Below are 17,951 nucleotides of genomic sequence, written 5' to 3'. Positions count from 1 at the left end.
ACTGCTATCTCTATATACTCCGCGCCACCCCAAGGCTGGCCACGGTCGGCTGCTGAGAAAGCTTTTCTGGGTTGAAGGGCGTTAATCCCTTCAGAATAGCTTTCTCAGTGGCTTCCGGGCCGAAACGCAATCCGATAGCGAGGAGAAGGCTGTGGAACGCGAATCTATGGAAGTCGACGTAGTCATCGTCGGCGCCGGTCCTTCCGGTCTGGCAACTGCTTGCCGTCTGGGCCAGATCGCCCAGGAAACCGGTCAGGAAATCAGTGTTGTTGTGGTAGAGAAAGGCTCCGAAGTCGGCGCCCATATCCTCTCTGGTGCTGTTCTTGAACCACGTGCCCTGAACGAACTGTTCCCCAACTGGGAAGAGATGGGCGCACCTGTGAACACCAAGGTCACCGGCGACGAGATCTACTACCTTACTGGCCCTGAAAAGGCACAAAAGGTTCCAAACCTGTTCGTACCCAAGACCATGCACAACGAAGGGAACTACATCATTTCCCTGGGTAACCTGTGCCGCTGGCTGGGTGAGCAAGCCGAAGGCCTCGGCATCGAGATCTTCCCGGGCTTTGCTGCCAACGAGATCCTCTACAACGAAGACGGTTCCGTGAAAGGGATCGCTACCGGTGATTTCGGCATCGGCCACGATGGCGAAAAGAAAGACAGCTACATGCCTGGCATGGAGCTGCACGCCAAGTACACCATCTTCTCTGAAGGCTGCCGTGGTCAGCTCGGCAAAGAGCTGATGGAAAAGTACAGCCTGCGTGAAGGTACCGATCCGCAGCATTACGGTATCGGCATCAAGGAACTGTGGGACATCGACCCGGCCAAGCATCAGGAAGGCCTGGTGGTACACACCGCTGGCTGGCCGCTAAGCGAGTCCGGCTCCCCGGGTGGTGCTTTCCTGTACCACATTGAGAACAACCAGGTTGCCCTGGGTCTGATCACCGATCTGGCCTACTCCAACCCGCACGTCTCTCCGTTCGATGAGATGCAGCGCTGGAAGACCAACCCGGAAATCAAAAAGCACCTGGAAGGCGGCAAGCGTGTTTCCTACGGTGCCCGTGCTATCGCCAAGGGCGGCCTGCAGTCCCTGCCGAAGATGACCTTCCCGGGTGGTCTGCTGGTAGGCTGTAACGCCGGCACCCTGAACTTCGCCAAGATCAAGGGCACCCACACTGCCATGAAGTCCGGCATGATTGCTGCCGAAATTCTGGCGGAAGCCCTGAAAGGCGGCCGTGGCAGCGACGAGCTGACCGAATATAAAGAAGCCTTCGACAAGAGCTGGGTCTACGAAGAACTGCACGCACAGCGCAACTTCGGCCCTGCCCAGCACAAGTTCGGCAACTTCATCGGTTCTGCGTTTGCCTTCGTGGACATCAACCTGTTCAACGGCAAGCTGCCGATCACCATGCACGACACCACCCCGGATCATGACACCCTGAAGCCGGCGGACCAGTGCAAGAAGATTGATTATCCGAAGCCGGACGGCAAGATCACCTTCGCCAAGCTGGACAGCGTATTCCTGTCCAATACCAACCACGAAGAAGATCAGCCCTGTCACCTGACGCTGAAAGACCCGAACGTACCGCTGCAGGTCAACCTGCCCAAGTGGGACGAGCCGGCCCAGCGTTATTGCCCGGCTGGCGTGTACGAAGTGGTCGAGGACGAGAACACTGGCGACAAGCGTTTCCAGATCAACGCCCAGAACTGCGTACACTGCAAGACCTGTGACATTAAAGACCCCACCCAGAACATCAACTGGGTGGCTCCGGAAGGTACCGGTGGCCCGAATTACCCGAACATGTAATTCGCCACGACCTTCGTGTCACTGAAAAAGGCGCCTTCGGGCGCCTTTTTTGTGTGGTTCGGTTACACCCCCATCGTTGCCTGCCCTCTCCCCCTTGCCTCCGACTCCTTCCGGCAGGCGCTTTGAGCCAATAAATCACCCTGATTGGTATATTTGTCGACAAAAATACAAATAAATCACCTGCGTCTACCCATTAAACTTCGCCGAAAAACCGCATAAAACGCAGGAAAAACCAGCAAAAACATCACAAAACACAGAGAAATAACCCCCACCCACCAAGCAGATACATAAGATTGTATTTGTATCATTGTGTGATGAAACCGTCCCCGATAGCATCCCAATCAAACGAGCGTATGACCGATCTGATCGGCCTTCGAGGAATAAAAATATGAACGCACAAGCCTCTCCTCTCCAGAATAAACCCCGGCTAGAGCATCAGTGGCCCGAGCCACTGAACGCCAAGCAACTGGATCAGAAATACCCGGGCATTCTCGACCTGACCGTTTTTTTATCCGCCGGTGCCAATATCATCATGCAGCTGGCCAATCCGGCGGTCGGCCATGGGGTGGCCGAGAGTCGAGTCACAAGCGGCTCCATCATGCATCGCCCACTGAAACGCACACGCACTACCTTTACTTATTTAGCGGTTGCCATGATGGGAAGCACAGAAGAAAAACTGGCGTACCGTCGTGCAGTCAATGGTTCTCACAAGCATGTGCATTCCACCAAAGATTCAGCGGTTGAATACAATGCTTTCGATCCGGATCTGCAAATGTGGGTGGCGGCTTGTCTGTACTGGGGGTTTGTCGATACCTATCAGAAAGTTCACCGCCCACTCACCCGCAAAGAGCAGGAAGATTTCTACAGAATGGCGCGCCCACTGGGAACCACGCTACAGGTTCGTCAGGACATGTGGCCTGAAGACCTGGATGCTTTTGATGAATACTGGCAACAGGGCATTCAGAAACTGCACATCGATGACACCGTTCACGAGTTTCTGATGATTATTGCCGATCTGAAATTCCTGACCCCGGTCAGCCAGTTTCTGTTTGGACGGTTCAACCGCTTTGTGACCACCGGTTTTCTTCCTCCGGAGGTACGTGAAAAGATGCGCCTTGACTGGGATGAGGAGCGCCAGCGCAAATTCGACAAAACCGTGCGTTTCTTCGGCAAGCTGATGAAGGTTATACCCCGTCCGATTCGCCAATTGGCATACACGACACCGCTGCGAGACTTCCGCCGGCGCCTGGCCAAGGGTCAGCCGCTGGTCTGATCAGCAATGGTTCGCACTTCATGCTCTGTCAGCGCCCGGTATTCACCGGGCGCTAACGTTTTATCCAGCACCACATTCCCCACCGCCAGCCGGTGCAAGGTTTTCACCTTGTTGCCCCGTTGCGCAAACATGCGTCGAATCTGGTGATAGCGCCCTTCCTGTAGCCAGACGTCAGCCGCCCTCGGACTACGAATATCCAGACGGGCCGGCCGGGTTACCAGGCCTTCAAATTCAAAGCGCATCCCTGCCGCAAAGGCTTCCACGTCATCGCTACCCAGTGGTGCTTCCAGTGAAACGCGATAGTGTTTCCAGACCCCGGTTTCAGGCTGACTAAGGCTCTGTGACCAACTACCGTCGTTGGTCAGGATCACCAATCCGGTACTATTGAAATCCAGCCTGCCGGCCAAATGTAGCCCCTCTCGCCATTCCTCAGAGACCAGATCGAGGACGGTGGTATGCCTCGCATCAGAGGTTGCACTTACCACCCCCTGGGGCTTGTTCAGCATCAGATAAATCGGGGTCTGGCCATGCAGCTTTTGCCCTTTGAAACTCACCACATCAAAAGGCCCCACCACCCGCTGCCGATCTTTTTCCACTTCCCCATTCACCTGCACCAACCCTGCCGCCAACGGCGCACGCAAACTGGAACGGCTGGTTTGTAATTTTTCGCTCAGCAAGCGGTCAAGACGGAAGTAACGGGTAGTCATGAGGATGAAGACGAAGATTGGCGATAGCGACTTTCCTGGCGCAACAGCCTGCTACTGCCGATCCAGGCAATCGGAAGCCCATAGAGCACAACGGTAAGAGCCAGGCCTTCCAGCCAGTCCCACCCCGGCAGGAAATTACCAAGCATCAACAATCCTGCCAGCAACAAAACGGAAAGACAGAACCCCAGCGGTGACCGATGACCAAGACGACTCAGCAGGGTATTCACTACGGTACCCCACACCAGCGTCACCACAACCGACACCAAAGCACTGGCAAGCAAGAAGACAAGCCACACCAGCCAATCTGAAACGCCATGTTTGCCGACCAACAGCATCACCGCGAGAAACACCAGGCTGTAACCTGCCGCCACATAAAGCGCCGACAGGGCACCGACGCGGGCGAGATTGGGTTTCTCGACCGGTTGCTTTCCAGCGGTCAGGGTTTGCGGCGCATCGTAGATTTCATTCATTATTTGAAACCGTGATTGATGAATCGCCAAGGCCCATTCAGGTACATATCGCGCCCTGTCCGAGGTTTCATATCAGCTTCGGACTGCCCCGCAACGTCCATACAGCAAGCGCGGCCGTTACGATCTCCAGCAACAAATACAGCATCATGTAGCCATTGGGCGAACCGTCCAGAACCATGCCGACGATCCGCCCCCCTGCCATTCCAGCCATCAGAAACACCACCCCGAGCGTCCCTGCGCGCAGCGTTTCCGTTCGCATAGACAGCACAGCCAGCAACAACCCGACACCCAACGACAGCCCGCCATAGGTTGCCCTCAGATCAATCCAGGCAGATGAGGCCACCGGTATCTCGCCGACGACCTGTTGCATCAACAGCCCCGGGACAAAGACAAACCCCACTCCGTATGCCAAAAACACCAGAGCCACGATCCGAACCAGCCACGCTTGCATAGGCTTCTCCCTGAACCAGACTGGCGACAACACTGCCGCCGCATCATTCCTACTATGAATCAGGTTAGTGAAACATCAAAGGTCGCAAAGTCGCGCTTGGGCAGGTTCGCATCATCGCGGTCACGCACTCGCCAGGCATCCACTTTCAGGCTAACGCCTCCCGCAGTGTTTCGCTGGAAGGCAGCCGTCATGAAGTGTTCAGTAGTACGGTCTCTTGGGTAGGCGGACAGCAACCAGCCATTGCGCACACTCACTGCACTCGCATCAGAACACTGCACCGGCGCAGATGACCAGCCAGAAGGACGCACTGAAGCATGCGGGAATGGGCCGGGTTGCAACTCAGGGGTAGATGTAGCAACCCCATCCAGGAAGGTCAGGTTAGACAACGGTGAGGCAATCACTTCAACCAGCTTGCCGCCATTGGGTCCCAGCGAGGTAGTCGCGATCCGGCCGAAATGCACATCCCCACTCATCACCACAATGTCATGGCCGGAGTGCCCCAACGCTTCAAGCAGCCGGGAATATTGCCCCCGATAACTCAGCAGGTTTCGTTCCAGAGGATTGGGTGCCACGATCAAAGGCTGAGGAATCACCAGTACTCCCGGACCCTTTAACCCCCGCGCCCAATTCGTCAGTTTTTTGAAATCAGCATCAGGGAGAAAGCGCTCATCGTCCCGATAGGAACGAAGATCCGCCATACAGAATGACAGCTCATCAATACTGAAGGTCTCAACCCGTGGGCTTTGCTGGATACGGCGCACCCCATCCTCGGAGGCCTTGGTCCATGTCTGGCGAACATCATCAATCTTCAATGCCAACAAGGTGGGAATAAGGGAATCGTAGAAGGGGTAATCGTTCCAGTATTCATGATCATCCGGCAACATCCAGGTGGCACCACGACTGAGAATACTGCCCAGCAATTGCCAATGCTGGGCATAATCATCGGCCACTCGCTCACGAATTTCGCTGCGTACAAAAGACAGGGAGTCAAAACCAATATCCAGATACACCTGGTCCCCGGTCAGGAAAGTCACATGGGGACGGGCGTATTGAGGCCCTCTCTCATACAGTGCACGGTAGGAACCCGCCGCCTGCCCACCGTCACGGTGCGCATAAAAACAGCTGCCGAGCGCCACAGTGAAGGGGCGCTCTCCCGCCACGGGCAAGCTGGCAGGCAACGTATCAAATTGCCCATGCCGCAGCACCTGCCACTCCTCAATATCACGGTAGATAGAATCTGTTCGGCGGATAAATTCCACTTCGTAGTGAGTACCGGGCTCAAGATCCTCGAACTCAACAGTGGTGTAAAAGCGCTGATAGACGTAACGGAAGGGACGCTGCCAATCCTTGCTAACGATATCCTTGCGGATACGTGTACCGTCCGGATGAATCAGCTCGACACAAGCCTGCTCCGGTTTCCTCAACGTATGGAACAGTGTCCCAACCCACACCTTTGCCGTGGTTTGTGAAACCCGCAGCACCGCCAGGGACCACATCCCCTTACTGGTATTCAAACTCAATGTCATTCCCCACCTCTTCCCTGAAACGAACTTCATTTTTTATGTTTTATCCGGGAACAAGATTGCCCTGATCCCCAACAAGCTACAAGCAACCGCTTGCAGGTTTGAAGGAAACAGATATCACCGCCTGGGCACACAACCTTAAGGCATGCGCTTTGCCAACTTTCTACTACCCCCCGTAGGAACCTGCCTGCAGGCGATCCTAGCCTCGACGATGCAAAAAGAGGCGAGTTTCGAAAGGCCAAAACTTCTCTTCTTCAGTAGGTTCAAGATTTTCGCGACTCGTTACTCGTTACTCGCTTCTCAAGAAGCTATACCTCGCCCAGGCTCCTAAGATGGAGAGTATTGGCCGCAGAGCGACATAAAAAAGGGGCCGAAGCCCCTTGATATGTACCACTGTATTTTCTCAACAACACTCAGGCAGTAACCGCTTCTTTCTCGGTTTCTTCTACATGAACGAATTCATAATCGGTACTGCGCACCTGCCGGGTCTTCAGCCAGTAACGCCAGGTAGAACCGGGCCACAGCGCAAAGTTCTTGCCGTCTTCCTGCTGGTACCAGCTGGTACAGCCTGAGGTCCAGGTGGTGCCCTGCAGGCGGCGCTGCACATCGTCATTGAACGCCTGCTGTGCTGCGGGTTTCACATCCAGGTAATCCGCGCCTTCCGCCTTCAGCAGTTTCATGCACTGGATGATGTAATTCACCTGACACTCGATCATGAAAACGATGGAGTTATGTCCCAGCCCGGTGTTGGGGCCCACCAACATGTACAGGTTGGGATACCCACTCACGGTCATGCCGTAGTAGGCCTCGGAAGAGTCCGCCCAATCCTTGTGCAGGTCCCTGCCCGGTAGACCGGTCAGAGGGAAATCTTTCATGTAGATGCGGGGATCAACAACGAATCCCGTGCCCAGAATAATACAGTCGGCTTCGTGCTCTACACCATCGTCCGTGATCACACTATTAGCTTTGACTTCACGAATCCCTGCGGTCACCAGTTCCACATTCTTGCGGTTGAACATGGGGTACCACTTGTTGGAAATCAGTACCCGCTTGCAGCCAAAGGCATAATCCGGAGTGAGTTTTTCTACCAACGCCTTGTCTTTTACCTGGAAGCGAATGAACTGTTTGCACAGGGTGCCAAGAAACTGGGCGGCACGGGTGCTTGATGCCGGGGCCACACGGGATTCGTTGCTCCAGTACAAACGTGCGCGATGCAGCTTTCGCCAACCGGGGAACCGTGCAAACAGACGCTGCTGTATCGCCGGATAACCCCGTTCATCACGAGGAATCACCCAGGCGGCTGAGCGCTGGAACACCGACAGTTTTTTCACTTTCGGCGCAATCTCAGGACAATACTGAATGGCGCTGCCGCCTGTCCCGATGGAGATGACTTTCTTGCCCACCAGATCATAGCCATGATCCCATTCAGCGGAATGCATGACCTTGCCCTTGAATCGCTTCAAGCCCTTGATGTCGGGTTTGTTCGGCACATGCAATGGGCCTGACGCCAGCACAAAGTGTCGGCATACCACCGTGCTGCCCGCGCCGGTGCGCACGGTCCATTTGCCTGTATCTGCGTCGAAATGGGCTTCATTCACTTCTTCCTCAAAACGGATGAATCGACGCAGGTTATATTTCTCTACCGTATCGAGAATATAGTTTTCAATCTCGTCACGGGGGGCATAGCGTTTGCTCCAGTCCGCCTTGCCATTGAAGGAAAACGAGTAGAGATGCGACTGTACGTCGCAGGCCGCACCGGGATAACCATTAAAGTACCAGGCTCCACCCACTTCTTTCGCTTTTTCGAGAATCACAAAGTCCTCGTTGCCGGCTTCCAGCATCTTGATCGCCATACACAGACCACCAAAGCCTGCCCCGACAATGGCCGTTTCCTTATTGATCGTTTTGGTGCTGATTTTCACTTTGCTGTTCATGAGTTACCCCTTGCTCAAGCCGCCTTGGCCTGATTCACATCAAAATTGGCGACTTCCTCAACCAAGGCATCGGCCATAGCCAGGAAATGCCGGTTATCATGCATCCATGGATGAAAGCCGGGACGGAAGAAATCCAGCCAGTCGGGTAGCGCTCTGCGCAACACACCGGGCCGGCCCAGGGTCAGATTCAGCACCTTGCCCCACCCTTTCAGGTTCAGCAGGCCACCGCCTTTTGCCACCATGACGGTGTAGAAAGGCACATAGAGGCTCCAGAAAAGCAGGTTGGCCAACACAAAAGCACCAACCCGCAGCCCATAGGCCTGAATGCCTTTACCCATCACCTGCTCATAGGCATCAAAACAGACCGCTTTGTGCTCGGTTTCTTCGATGGCATGCCAGCGCCAAACGGCGGAGAAATGCGGGTCTACATCCTCCAGCAACCCGTCATTGCGGAGTAACACATCGCCCAGCACGGCGGTGAGGTGTTCCAGCGCTACCGTGGCCGCCAACTGAAAGGATCTGGGCGCTTTCTTGACCAGCTCCAGCAGCTTCACCACCAGGCTATCCATGGCTTCAATCGGCATACCCGCCGCCACCAGCGCATCGTTATATTCCTCGTGCTCGCGGGTGTGGAAACCCTCCTGCCCGATAAAAGCGGAGATCTGTTCCTTGAGATCGTCGCCCACAATCTCCTTGCGATAATTACGCACGCTTTGAATGAAGAACCGCTCCCCCGCCGGGAAGAAAATAGAGAGGGTGTTGAAGAATTGGGTAACGTGCAGCCCTGCCGGGTTCCAGCTGATGGCCTTGTCTTTGGGTAGGCCGAACTTGAGGTTTCGGCGGATGGGATCAACCTGAATTGTCATTATCATGCCCCTTCGCAAAATCGGTATGACCCGATCCTAGAGCGGCATTAGTGACACCATCAATAGTTACATTCGGCAATGTAACGGTTTGTTGATCCAGATCAATCTGGTGCAAGCAGCTTGCTCAAATACCCTGATAAACCAACCGCTAAACGCTTGGTCATTGACCGGATAACGGCAGCCTGACATCGTCATCTCACATCTCAATGCAGAGGAAAACAACAAGATGCGTTTGATTGGATTACTGATCGCCCTGCTGGCAGTAGGCTGGCTGGTCATGACCCAACTGCAAAGCACGTCCCCGGCGGCAGTGACTACCGTTGATCAAAGCGGCGATACCACCACCATCCAGGCCCCACAGAATGCGCAACAGTTGAAAACGTTCGAGGCACAGGTGAATAGCCTGGCAGAGCAGCAGAATAGCAAAAGCCAGGAAGCACTCGATCAGATCCAGTAGAGATCTGATCGTCGCTTCCACATTGGCTCAAGGCAAAACTGCCGGCGTTCTACTCCGCCCCAAACTGGGCAAAAAGCTCTTCGCCGGTAAGATTGCGGGTTTTTTCAGCGAACGAGTAATAGCCTGGCTTGCTGTCGATAAAAACCTGTTCAGCAAACTGCCAATCGTCTTCACCGTCCAGCATGCCCACCGGTATCGCATAGAACCCTCCCTCTTTCAGGCGGTAAAACAGGTGTGTACCACACTGCTTGCAAAAGCCCCGCTCCGCCCAGTCCGATGAGGGGTAAACCCCCACACTGTCATCGCCTTGGATACTCACTTCGCCACAGTCCACCACCATCAAAGGGCCGCCACCCCACTTTCTGCACATGTCACAATGGCAAGCGCCAACATGTGCACTTTGGGGTTTGGCCGTCAGGCTGACATGACCGCACAGGCAACGGCCGCTCACGATTGAACGTTGACTCATGATGATGCACCTCCATGGCAATAGAACAATGAGGATAGCCTGCCCCAGGCTGCGCTGACGTGTCGGCAGATCACATTGTTCAGCGTGAGGGGGACCGCGATCGAATCAGGGCAACGCTCTCAGTCTGAGCTGAGGCAACTCGCCCCTTCATTGCATTGCGGCGTCAGGCGCTGGAGCGTACCGATAGTGCCCGGTCAGCCGATAATCGAACAACATGTCCTCATGCTGCGGCCCGGCACCAATGTTATGGACGATGCCAGGATTACCGCTTCCGGCAAATACGGTGTCCGTCACGATGCCGATATGTGGCAAATTGCCAGGCAGCATCCAGGTGACCAGATCACCGGGCAGATAGTCTTCGGGATCGTCAGTAACCGGCAGCGACATTCCGTGACGAGTGAAGAAGGTCTGCAGGTTGGGCACCCGACGGTGGTCGATATTACGGTCGGTGCGGGTCAGGCCCCAGATGCGTCGGGAAGGATACGCATCAAAGTGGGCGGCCATGTCCTCGTGCACCAGCACTTGCAGATCAATACCCAATGTCCGATAGGAACGAATCACCACGTCAGTACAGACGCCAATATTCGCAGGCACATCACCGTTCGGATACGCCAGCCGGTAATAGGCTCCGTTGTAAGTCACATTATGCCGGGTACGCTCCATGGCGGCAGCCACCAGCTTGCTATCGAAGCCCTCGGCCCAGCTGCCAGGGCTGGCCAACAGCAACACGATCATGCCGAAACACAGCCGGCCCCATTCCTTGATCATGTATCCGTCTCTCTCATGTTGGTTCCCGTTATGCAGCGAGCGATTCCCGATAGCATTCCAGAATGCGAGCCTTGCGTTGCGCATCCGTGGCATCCGCTTCCAGTAGCGGCACCATCCAATCGCAACCCGCCAAGACACAGTGCCGCCGCCAGTCGCTGAAGCTGTCCAGATTCTCCACCGCCAGGGCAACGGAACCGCCCCGCTCTGCAAATCCGCCACCAATACTCTCTCCCAGCACTACCCAGGCACCATCACAAAACGGTTTTATCCCCACAGAATAAACGTGGTGACGGCTATCCTGCTCGGTGGGTGCCTGGTTAGTCATGGCCACGGTCAGCAGCCCGTGGGACAGCTCTTCCGCACTGACACAAGCCGACCACTCCAGCAGGGCCGGAATATCCAGCGACGCTTCCTGCGCCCAGACATTCTGGTCATCCCACATCAGGGTCTTGTCGACGGGTTGCCACTGCAAACCGGACGGCGTCACATCGCAGGCACTGAGTTTGGTGGGAAAAGCCAGAAACCACAGCGGTGTCTCTGCTACACGGGTACCAGGAAACTGACGCAGGCTGCCATCATCGAATTCGATAATCAGTTTGAACTGTTCCAGCGGCACCACCCGCTTGATGCTCAGCCCCATACTTCTCTCCTTCTCCCTTCCACCCTTTCGTTACTGGCTGGCGGCAAGAAAGACAATGTACAGGCAGCAACCCATTCCCACCGCATACACAGCAGAGCGCCACCAGGCCAGATTGGCGATATAGAGAATCGGATGCAGGACCCGCGCGACCAGATACAAGAACGCCACACCATCAAGCCGGTTCAGATCCAGCCCTGAGGCATAGGCGATAAAACACACCATGGTAAAGACAATCAGCGCTTCCCAGGCATTGGCTTGCGCGGCCTGCGTTCTCGCACCCGCGCCTTCCAGAGCCGCCTGCTGCTGGCGAGGATGATGGTTGTCAAAGCGCTTGAATTGCTTGATGCGGAAATACACGCCCGCCCAGGCGAGGAGGATGGGCAGGAAGGAAATGGCGAAGAGGACATAGAGGATAGTTTGCATGGAGCGGTCCTTTAATGAGCACAGCAAACATCGTAACTGGATCGGCGTTAACGCGCTGTGCGCGGTTTGTTTATCAAGAGGAATTCCTACAATCCGATACCTGGATTGCAGGAACACCTCAGGAAGAGCAAAGCCGATACCTTTCGCTACAACTTCTCGGCAATCAAATAAGCATGCAGTTCTGGATACTGATCAAACTCCAAATGCTTCAGGGCGCATCCAAGTTCACCCAACAGCTGCACAAACCCCTTTGTTCCCAGTGAGGAGTAATACATCTCCGGCCCCATAAAGGCATCCCGATGATCCCCTGGTTCATCTGTACCCCCGAACGAAAAGATCAGCACTCCACCTTTGGCAAGGCTGGTCACCAACCGGGTGATGACATTTTTCTGTTCGGCAAGCGGCACATGCCAGATGCTGTCCCAGGCCGAAATAAACGTATACTCGTTGGGGCGCTGCCACTGGCAAATATCTTCATGATGAAAAGCCACCTCTGGATGGCGCTGCCGGGCCAGCTGCAACATCTTTTCAGAGATATCCAGCCCTTCCGGCTGAAAACCTTCTTCCTTCATGAGATCGATAAAGCGACCGGTACAACCGCAGCCCACATCCAGCGCCCTACCTTTGTGGCTAACAAATTGCATCGCTCGGCGGTGCTGTTCAATACCATTTTGACGATTGAACTTGTCGCTTTCCCACAGGCGGGTAATCGTGTCGTATTTCCTGCCGGTTTCGATCGGTTTCACTGTGACTCAGTCCTGCTTCTTCCAGGCAAGGTTGTACAAATCCTCGCGTCGATCCCTCAGGTTGGTCACCGACCCTTCCCGATGCAGCAACTTGAGTTTTTCCAGGTCCACATCCGCAAACATCAGCATTTCAGTATTGGGCACCGACTCACTGATGATGGCATCGTGGGGGAAGTAGAAATCACTGGGTGAAAACACCGACGACTGGGCGTACTGAATGTCCACCGCATCCACCCTGGGCAGGTTGCCTACGGAACCGGCAATCGCCACATAGCATTCGTTTTCGATGGCACGGGCCTGAGCGCAATGGCGCACGCGCAGGTAGCCATTTTTGGTATCGGTCCAGAATGGCACGAAGAGGATGTCCATCTTGTCCTCTGCCAGAATGCGGCCCAGCTCAGGGAACTCCACGTCATAGCAGATCAGGATGCCCACGCGTCCCGCATCAGTTTCAAATACCTGCAGCTTGTTACCACCCTGAATAACCCAGTCACGACGCTCATGAGGGGTAATGTGGATCTTGTATTGAGATTCCACCGAGCCATCACGACGCATCAGGTAAGCCACGTTATAGACCTTGTCATCATCCTCGATCACTGGCATGGAGCCACCAACGATATTGATGTTGTAACTTACCGCCATGTCGGCCAGTGCATCGCGCACTTCATTGGTGAAACTGGCCAGGAAGCGCACTGCTTCCACCGAATTCAGTTCCGGGCGCAAGCCCATCAGTGGCGCGCTGAAGAATTCCGGTAGTACGGCAAAATCGGCACGATAATCGGATAGCGCGTCGATAAAGAACTCCACCTGGTTGAGCAAGTCCTGCACATCCCGCGCCTCACGCATTCGACGCTGTACCACCCCAACTCGCACCACCGTACGGCGCGGCCATTCGGTATCTTCATCTTCCGGTTCGTAAAGAATGTTGTCCCATTCGAGCAGGGTTGCATAGCCGTGGGAGTCTTCATCTTCCGGGAGATAGGCTTTCATCAAACGCTTTACATCGAAGCCGTTTGATAGCTGAAACGACAGGATGGGGTCATAGATGGCCCGGGCTTCCACCTGCTCGATGTATTCGGTGACCTCCATCTGATCCGCATAATTGGTGTAGCCAGGTAACCGGCCGCCAGCAAGGATGGCTCGCAGATTTTCTTCCCGACACAGTTCCTTGCGCGCTTCGTAAAGGCGCCGACCGAGACGGTAGCCGCGGTACTCCTTGTCCACGAACACATCGAGCCCATACAGTGCGTCGCCCTTCTTGTTATGGGAGCGCACCTTGTCATCGGTGATCAGGTCTTCATAACGATGGGGATTGGAGAAGCGGTCGTACTTCACCTTGATAGTCAGCGCTGTGGCCACCAGTTCGCCGTTGTCTTCAATGACGAGCTGCCCTTCGGGAAAAATGCGGATCAGGGTGCGAATGGTGTCTTCCGGCCAGGCCCCGCCGATGTCGTGGTAAACCTGATCCATCAGTTTGGCCAGCGCGGGGTAGTCATCATCCGTCAGCGTGCGAAGACGAAGGCGGGTTGTTTCTTCTGCCATAACAGCTCCCTAGTTGCGTTCAGTGGTCCTGCTTCACGCATTCAGCGGTGGAAACGGAATCAGCCAGCTCATGGCCCGATTCTGCAATGCATCAGATCCGCTCGGATAGAGGGCAACGCCATCCGGACGAATAAATAGTACTCCTCCTTCATTCAAGCCCACGTAACCGGACTGGTGCTCGCGCACATAACCGCAATTTTCATTCCATTGCGGTTGCAGTGAAGGTGGAATGCTTTCGTAGCCAATGACACCATTGGCCAAGGGGTCGTCGATGGCAATGCGGTCACGGTAGAGACCAACCGCGTCTTCCCCTACCAGCAACACCATACCCTGATGAAAATGCAGCAGGGTGACAGTGCCACGGCCGTTGAGTGTCAGATTTTCCTGGCGATCAATAATGGTATCCATGAAGACGAGCTCGAGAACAAATAAATGGCTGAAAACATTGTAATACTTACCGGCGCGGGAATCTCGGCGGAATCCGGCATCAAGACCTTCCGCGCCTCCGACGGGCTGTGGGAAAACCACCGTGTGGAAGATGTGGCTACCCCGGAAGCCTTTTTCCGCAACCCCCTGCTGGTGCAGAATTTCTACAACCAGCGCCGCGACCAGCTGCAGACACCGGCCATCCAGCCCAATGCGGCGCATCAGGCGCTGGCAAAACTGGAAGCCGCCTACCCCAAAGGCAATGTGCTGGTGGTGACGCAGAACATTGATGATCTGCACGAACGGGCTGGCAGCCGGCAGCTGATTCACATGCACGGTGAGATCCTGAAGGGTCGCTGCCAGACCAGCGGCGGCCTGGTGCAGATTGACCACGATCTGACCCCGACGCTGCCCTGCCCACTGTGCGGCAAGCAGGGCTGCCTGCGCCCCCATGTGGTGTGGTTCGGAGAAATGCCCCTGCAGATGGAGACCATCTACCGGGCACTGGCCCATTGCGACCGATTCATCAGCATTGGTACCAGTGGCAACGTTTACCCGGCGGCAGGCTTTGTGGAAGAAGCCAATCGCCACGGGGCACACACGATTGAGCTGAACCTGGAGCCATCACAGCGCCTCACCGCCTTCGCGGAGCACCGCCATGGCCTGGCAACGGAGCTGGTGCCTGACTATGTAGAGGAGCTGATTGGGCTTTTGTAGGGGCAAGTTGCAAGTTTCAAGTTACAAGGCGCGGTGAGACCAGGTGTGAGCTTCCGAGGCCATGCCCGCGCTTAATCGCCGGGTAATTTTATCCATACCCTATTTCCGCGTGTTGACGAGCGAACCAAGGATAACGCGCGGGCAGTGCCTGGGACGCCTGCGACGGCACAGCCCGCGCCTTGTAACTTGCAACTTGAAACTTGCAACTCCACCCATAATCCTCAGCTATCCCGGCAACAGCTCCGCCCGTATTTCTATACCCGCCCGTTTCCGCTAGACTCCTGAACCTCTATATATAAGGAGTGCCCGCTTTTGCAGCCCGCCACAGAACGGGTCGGGGGCTCCCGCAACGACAGGTAGTTAAGACCATCATGACCGATAAACAGGTAGACGATCTCAATATCGCTTCCCAGGAACTGCTGATCACGCCGAATGCATTGAAAGAAGAGCTGCCGCTCTCCGCCAATGCCCGTCAGACTGTGATTGAAGGGCGCGAGACCATTCGCAACATCCTCGACCGCAAGGACCACCGCCTGTTCGTGGTGATTGGCCCCTGCTCCATCCATGACACCAAGGCTGCCATGGAATACGCCCAGAAGCTGAAAACGCTGGCCGAGGAAGTGAAAGACACCATCTACCTGGTGCTGCGTGTCTATTTCGAAAAGCCGCGTACCACCACCGGCTGGAAGGGGCTGATCAACGACCCCTACATGAATGACTCCTTCAAGGTACAGGATGGTCTGCACATTGCCCGTCAGCTGCTGCTGGACGTGGCCGAGCTGGGCCTGCCGGCGGCTACCGAGGCGCTGGACCCCACCACCCCCCAGTACCTGCAGGACCTGATTTCCTGGAATGCCATTGGCGCCCGTACCACTGAGAGCCAGACCCACCGTGAGATGTCTTCCGGTCTGTCCAGCCCGGTGGGCTTCAAGAATGGCACCGACGGCAGCCTGGATGTGGCTGTGAATGCCATGCTGAGCGTACAGTCCCCACACCGCTTCCTGGGTATCGACCCGGAAGGCCGCGTGGCCCTGACAACCACCAAGGGCAACCAGTACGGGCACGTGGTGCTGCGTGGCGGTGGCGGCAAGCCGAATTATGATTCCGTCTCTGTGGCGCTGGCCGAGAAAGCACTGGAGAAAGCCGGTGTTTCTACCAACATCATGGTGGACTGCTCCCACGCCAACTCCAACAAGGATCCGGGTCTGCAGCCGCTGGTGATGGAAAACATCGCCAACCAGATTCTGGAAGGCAACCAGTCCATTGTCGGCTTGATGGTGGAATCTCACCTGAAATTCGGTAACCAGAAGATCCCGGCTAATCTGGATGATCTGGAATACGGCGTGTCCATCACTGATGGCTGTATCGCGTGGGACACCACCGAAAAAGCCATCCGCGACATGGCAGACAAGCTGCGTGACGTGCTGCCCAAGCGTAATAGCTAAAACGCCCGCGGCGCCTTGAAAAAGCCCGGCCTTTGCGCCGGGCTTTTTTGTGGTTCATCGCGGTTTAGCGGGAATGGTTGAGGAAAAAAACAGGACGCAGAGTCCTGCGTAAAGGCCATGGGGACAAGCTCCAACTGTGGGAGCGGTGGTTCCACCGCGATGCCTCGGCATCGGTCTTTTCGCGGTCGAACGCCCGCTCCCACAAGGGGGAGACGGCAAAAGCTTTCGGATTGGGAATGCCCACTGTGGGAGCGACGGTTCCGTCGCGATGCTCCGGCATCGGTCTTTCGCGGTCGAACGACCGCTCCCACAGAGGGAGACGGCAGTGTCCTTAAAACGGCACAAAAAAGCCCGGCATAAAGCCGGGCTTTTCATTCTGGCTAGGCAGCAGTGTTACAACAGACCACCCAGTAGAGTATCGAACAGGTCGGTCAGCGGGTTGTCTTCCGCATCCACGCCGCTCGCTTCCTCCAGCAGGCAACCCAGCCCCAGGGTAAGGGACAAGTCGCCCTCATCGTTGGTACCGCTCAGCAGAGAACACTCCTCAGACAGCGGGATATCCAGGAACTCCACCGCATCCAGCGACTCGATGAAACAGGCGGTTGGATCCACGCTACCGGTAGCCGAGGTATTTGGGCAAACCTGCTCGGTGAGCGGGTTCGGCTCGCTCAGCGGGCCCAGCAGTTCTTCGAGAGCGGCAAGACCTGCGCCGGCTTCCGTCAGACAATCAAGTGGAGTGGTCGGACCAATTTCGCCATTGGCCACTTCCGGGCAAAATTGCTCGAGAACCGGGGCGAGCGGATTTTCATCACCACCAGGCAGCTCACCGAAACCGCCTGCGGCTTCCATGAAGCAGGCAGCCGGATCAATCGGGCTGTTGGCTGCCGCTTCCGGGCACAAGGTCTCTGTCAGCGGATTGGGCCCCAGAAGCAGCTCCTCCACATTGCCAAAGTTCTCGCCCGCTTCAGTCAGACAGTCAATAGGCGTGGTAGGGCCAAGATCTGCACCAGAAGTTACCGGGCAGAACTGTGCCAGTACCGGCTCCAGCGGGTTGCCATCAGCCCCCGGCAGACCACCGCCACCCGGAGCGAAACCACCAGCCGCTTCCATAAAGCAGGCGGCAGGATCAATCGGGCTGTTGGCTGCCGCTTCCGGACACAGTTGCTCGGTCAGCGGGTTGGAACCCAGCAGCAGGTCCTGCACGTCACCAAAGTTACCGCCGGCCTCGGTCAGACAGTCGATCGGTGTGGTCGGGCCAAGATCTGCTTGAGCAGTTTCAGGGCAGAA

Annotated in this window: 18 protein-coding genes and 1 pseudogene; 5 read left to right on the top strand and 14 right to left on the bottom strand. The window is 55.8% G+C overall.

Annotation, left to right across the window (positions count from 1 at the left end):
- Positions 1–151 precede the first annotated feature (151 nt).
- Positions 152–1,807, top strand: coding sequence for an electron transfer flavoprotein-ubiquinone oxidoreductase (locus Y5S_RS04155; RefSeq protein WP_035230758.1), 1,656 nt, complete (start codon positions 152–154; stop codon positions 1,805–1,807).
- Between the two features lie 388 nt (positions 1,808–2,195).
- A complete protein-coding gene (locus Y5S_RS04150; RefSeq protein WP_081939662.1) occupies positions 2,196–3,080 on the top strand; it encodes an oxygenase MpaB family protein in 885 nt (294 codons plus the stop codon).
- Here Y5S_RS04150 and Y5S_RS04145 read toward each other — a convergent pair.
- The 6 genes from Y5S_RS04145 to Y5S_RS04120 all read right to left on the bottom strand — a co-directional run bounded on the left by Y5S_RS04145 (position 3,065) and on the right by Y5S_RS04120 (position 9,031).
- A complete protein-coding gene (locus Y5S_RS04145) occupies positions 3,065–3,787 on the bottom strand; it encodes a pseudouridine synthase (protein ID WP_035230755.1) in 723 nt (240 codons plus the stop codon). The two genes, Y5S_RS04150 and Y5S_RS04145, sit on opposite strands and share 16 nt — an antisense overlap.
- Positions 3,784–4,257 carry a hypothetical protein gene (locus tag Y5S_RS04140; RefSeq protein WP_035230753.1) on the bottom strand — a complete coding sequence of 158 codons (474 nt, stop codon included), beginning with the start codon at positions 4,255–4,257 and terminating at the stop codon, positions 3,784–3,786. The genes Y5S_RS04145 and Y5S_RS04140 overlap by 4 nt, the downstream gene beginning before the upstream one ends.
- Before the next feature lie 67 nt (positions 4,258–4,324).
- The gene (locus Y5S_RS04135; protein WP_035230752.1) at positions 4,325–4,708 is read right to left on the bottom strand and encodes a DUF4345 family protein; all 384 of its coding nucleotides are present in this window, start codon (positions 4,706–4,708) and stop codon (positions 4,325–4,327) included.
- 59 nt (positions 4,709–4,767) lie between these two features.
- Positions 4,768–6,234: a metallophosphoesterase family protein gene (locus Y5S_RS04130; RefSeq protein WP_035230749.1), complete on the bottom strand. Its 1,467-nt coding sequence runs from the start codon at positions 6,232–6,234 to the stop codon at positions 4,768–4,770.
- Positions 6,235–6,644: 410 nt separating this feature from the next.
- The gene (locus tag Y5S_RS04125; RefSeq protein ID WP_035230747.1) at positions 6,645–8,165 is read right to left on the bottom strand and encodes a flavin-containing monooxygenase; all 1,521 of its coding nucleotides are present in this window, start codon (positions 8,163–8,165) and stop codon (positions 6,645–6,647) included.
- 14 nt (positions 8,166–8,179) lie between these two features.
- Positions 8,180–9,031, bottom strand: a complete 852-nt coding sequence (locus tag Y5S_RS04120) for a metal-dependent hydrolase (RefSeq protein WP_035230746.1) — start codon at positions 9,029–9,031, stop codon at positions 8,180–8,182.
- A gap of 226 nt (positions 9,032–9,257) precedes the next feature.
- On the opposite strand from Y5S_RS04120, the gene Y5S_RS04115 reads away from it, so the two are divergent.
- Positions 9,258–9,488, top strand: coding sequence for a hypothetical protein (locus Y5S_RS04115; RefSeq protein ID WP_035230744.1), 231 nt, complete (start codon positions 9,258–9,260; stop codon positions 9,486–9,488).
- 49 nt (positions 9,489–9,537) lie between these two features.
- Here Y5S_RS04115 and Y5S_RS04110 read toward each other — a convergent pair whose 3' ends face one another.
- From Y5S_RS04110 to Y5S_RS04080, 7 genes are all read right to left on the bottom strand, one after another.
- On the bottom strand, positions 9,538–9,957 hold the full coding sequence (locus Y5S_RS04110) for a GFA family protein (protein WP_035230742.1): 420 nt from the start codon (positions 9,955–9,957) through the stop codon (positions 9,538–9,540).
- 147 nt (positions 9,958–10,104) lie between these two features.
- A complete protein-coding gene (locus Y5S_RS04105) occupies positions 10,105–10,725 on the bottom strand; it encodes a DUF1287 domain-containing protein (RefSeq protein ID WP_081939661.1) in 621 nt (206 codons plus the stop codon).
- Positions 10,726–10,753: 28 nt separating this feature from the next.
- Complete coding sequence (locus Y5S_RS19395; protein ID WP_081939660.1) at positions 10,754–11,365, bottom strand: hypothetical protein; 612 nt, start codon at positions 11,363–11,365, stop codon at positions 10,754–10,756.
- Between the two features lie 30 nt (positions 11,366–11,395).
- Entirely contained in the window at positions 11,396–11,788 is a 393-nt protein-coding gene (locus tag Y5S_RS04095) for an MAPEG family protein (RefSeq protein ID WP_035230739.1), read from the bottom strand.
- Between the two features lie 146 nt (positions 11,789–11,934).
- Positions 11,935–12,534 carry a class I SAM-dependent methyltransferase gene (locus tag Y5S_RS04090; RefSeq protein WP_035230736.1) on the bottom strand — a complete coding sequence of 200 codons (600 nt, stop codon included), beginning with the start codon at positions 12,532–12,534 and terminating at the stop codon, positions 11,935–11,937.
- 6 nt (positions 12,535–12,540) lie between these two features.
- The gene (locus tag Y5S_RS04085) at positions 12,541–14,076 is read right to left on the bottom strand and encodes a bifunctional GNAT family N-acetyltransferase/carbon-nitrogen hydrolase family protein (RefSeq protein ID WP_035230734.1); all 1,536 of its coding nucleotides are present in this window, start codon (positions 14,074–14,076) and stop codon (positions 12,541–12,543) included.
- 33 nt (positions 14,077–14,109) lie between these two features.
- Positions 14,110–14,484, bottom strand: a complete 375-nt coding sequence (locus Y5S_RS04080) for a hypothetical protein (RefSeq protein ID WP_035230732.1) — start codon at positions 14,482–14,484, stop codon at positions 14,110–14,112.
- A gap of 24 nt (positions 14,485–14,508) precedes the next feature.
- Between Y5S_RS04080 and cobB the strand changes: the two genes are divergently transcribed.
- Both cobB and Y5S_RS04070 read left to right on the top strand, forming a co-directional pair.
- Positions 14,509–15,219, top strand: a complete 711-nt coding sequence (cobB, locus tag Y5S_RS04075) for a Sir2 family NAD+-dependent deacetylase (RefSeq protein ID WP_035230730.1) — start codon at positions 14,509–14,511, stop codon at positions 15,217–15,219.
- Positions 15,220–15,590: 371 nt separating this feature from the next.
- The gene (locus tag Y5S_RS04070) at positions 15,591–16,664 is read left to right on the top strand and encodes a 3-deoxy-7-phosphoheptulonate synthase (RefSeq protein WP_035230729.1); all 1,074 of its coding nucleotides are present in this window, start codon (positions 15,591–15,593) and stop codon (positions 16,662–16,664) included.
- A 393-nt stretch (positions 16,665–17,057) separates the two neighbouring features.
- Here the strand turns inward: Y5S_RS04070 and Y5S_RS19825 are convergent.
- A pseudogene (locus Y5S_RS19825) lies at positions 17,058–17,951 on the bottom strand (hypothetical protein); the annotation flags it as partial.

Source organism: Alcanivorax nanhaiticus, from assembly GCF_000756665.1.
Taxonomy (GTDB): Bacteria; Pseudomonadota; Gammaproteobacteria; order Pseudomonadales; family Alcanivoracaceae; genus Alcanivorax; species Alcanivorax nanhaiticus.
Note: the sequence above shows the minus strand (reverse complement) of the source record. Positions and strands in the feature narration are given on the sequence as shown.